The sequence below is a fragment of the Azospirillum tabaci genome, from assembly GCF_014596085.1.
GTDB classification, from domain to species: domain Bacteria; phylum Pseudomonadota; class Alphaproteobacteria; order Azospirillales; family Azospirillaceae; genus Azospirillum; species Azospirillum tabaci.
The window spans coordinates 1-1,479 of the sequence record NZ_JACCJY010000070.1; the positions used below are offsets into that span (position 1 = coordinate 1).

The 1,479-nt window shown below is 62.2% G+C and carries 2 protein-coding genes; one reads left to right on the plus strand and one right to left on the minus strand.

Annotated elements, in window-relative coordinates; genetic code table 11:
- Positions 1-619 precede the first annotated feature (619 nt).
- Complete coding sequence (locus H0B54_RS29260) at positions 620-1,321, plus strand: CBS domain-containing protein (protein ID WP_188263263.1); 702 nt, start codon at positions 620-622, stop codon at positions 1,319-1,321.
- 75 nt (positions 1,322-1,396) lie between these two features.
- Here H0B54_RS29260 and H0B54_RS29265 read toward each other — a convergent pair.
- Positions 1,397-1,479 (minus strand): NAD(P)(+) transhydrogenase (Re/Si-specific) subunit beta (locus H0B54_RS29265; protein WP_188263264.1); only part of this gene is annotated, 83 nt, incomplete at its 5' end.

Genomic DNA, 1,479 nt, shown 5'->3' on the forward strand with positions numbered 1-1,479 from the left:
GGCGCAGAGCTTGGTAGGCCTTGGCCTTGAAGCTCATCCCCTGATCCAGTGGCGCGACCGAGAAACTCATCATCTGCATTGGCGTTCCCGTCCCTCTCTCTCCGCTCCCGGTTGCCCCGGAGTCCCCCCGCCTGACGGGGTTTGGGCCGCGCTTTCGTTGCCCCGGAGAGGGAAGCGGCTTGGATTGGTGATACGGTATACCAGATGCCAGTTCATGACAAGCGGATATGTTCGGATCGCGGACTGTTTCTTTGATGAACGACGATGCGGCAATTCCTCGGCGACAGCCCGACGATTCTGCACCTTCTGCCGCGTTGTGGCATATCGTATACGGTATCCACATGCCGCATGACTGGTATACCGAATCCACTGTGGTTGAAGCGGATCGCTAGGGTTACAAACGTCCTCGGAACTACACGCATTCCTCCCTGTAGATTCCCCCTCCTGACGGCTCCGCGGCTTCCTGCCAGCGGAGCCTTTTTTTCTGCGCCTGCAAAATTTGCCCTGCTGTGGAATTTGCCCTGCGGCAAATTGGTATACCGTACACCAGGCAGTTTCACCGCACTCCGTGCATATGTAAGTTGGCTGGGTCAACGAATCAGGCAAACGGAGGAAAGCCATGAAAGCTGCGGACATCATGACCCGTCAGGTGGTCACCATCGGTCCCGATGCCACGGTGACCGAAGCCGCGAAGCGCATGCTGGAGAACCGGATCAGCGGCCTGCCCGTCTGCGATTCGAATGGACGCCTGCTCGGCGTCATCAGCGAGGGTGACCTGCTGCGCCGGACGGAGACCGGCACGGTGCGCCGGGCCTCCTGGTGGCTCGCCATGTTCGCGGGCGCGCCTAACCAAGCCGCCGACTACACCAAGTCCCACGGCCGCCATGTGCGCGACGCGATGACGGAATCGCTGATCTCCGTCACCGAAGAGACCCCGCTCGACGAGGTGGTCCGCCTGATGGAGGGCAACCGCATCAAGCGCGTTCCGGTGCTGAACAACGGCAAGCTGGTCGGCATCATCAGCCGCGCCAACCTGCTGCACGTCCTCGCCAGCATCGCGCCGGACGTCTCCCCCGCCGCCGCGGACGACCGCGTCGTGCGCGATCGGCTTCTGGAGACCCTGCGGGCGCAGCCCTGGGCGCCGGAGATCAGCGAAAACATCGTGGTGCGCAACAGCGTCGTGCATCTCTGGGGCAGCGTCCGCACCGAGGCGCAGCGTGACGCCATTCGCGTCGCCGCGGAGAATACTCCCGGCGTCACCCGCGTGGAAAATCACCTGATCATCGTGGATCATGTCGCCGAAGGCGCGGTCGGCTTCTGAGCCAATCGCCGATGCGGCAACAAAAAAGCCCCTTCCCGGTTCGTCCGGGAAGGGGCTTTTCCATTCAGCAGACCTTTACTCGGTGGCCTTCACGACCTCTTCGGTGACCTTCTTGGCGTCGCCGAACAGCATCATGGTGTTGGGGCGGAAGAACAGCT

Excerpts from the sequence above, each read along its gene's own strand:
- H0B54_RS29260 (WP_188263263.1), top strand. The coding sequence starts at position 620 with ATGAAAGCTGCGGACATCATGACCCGTCAGGTGGTCACCATCGGTCCC.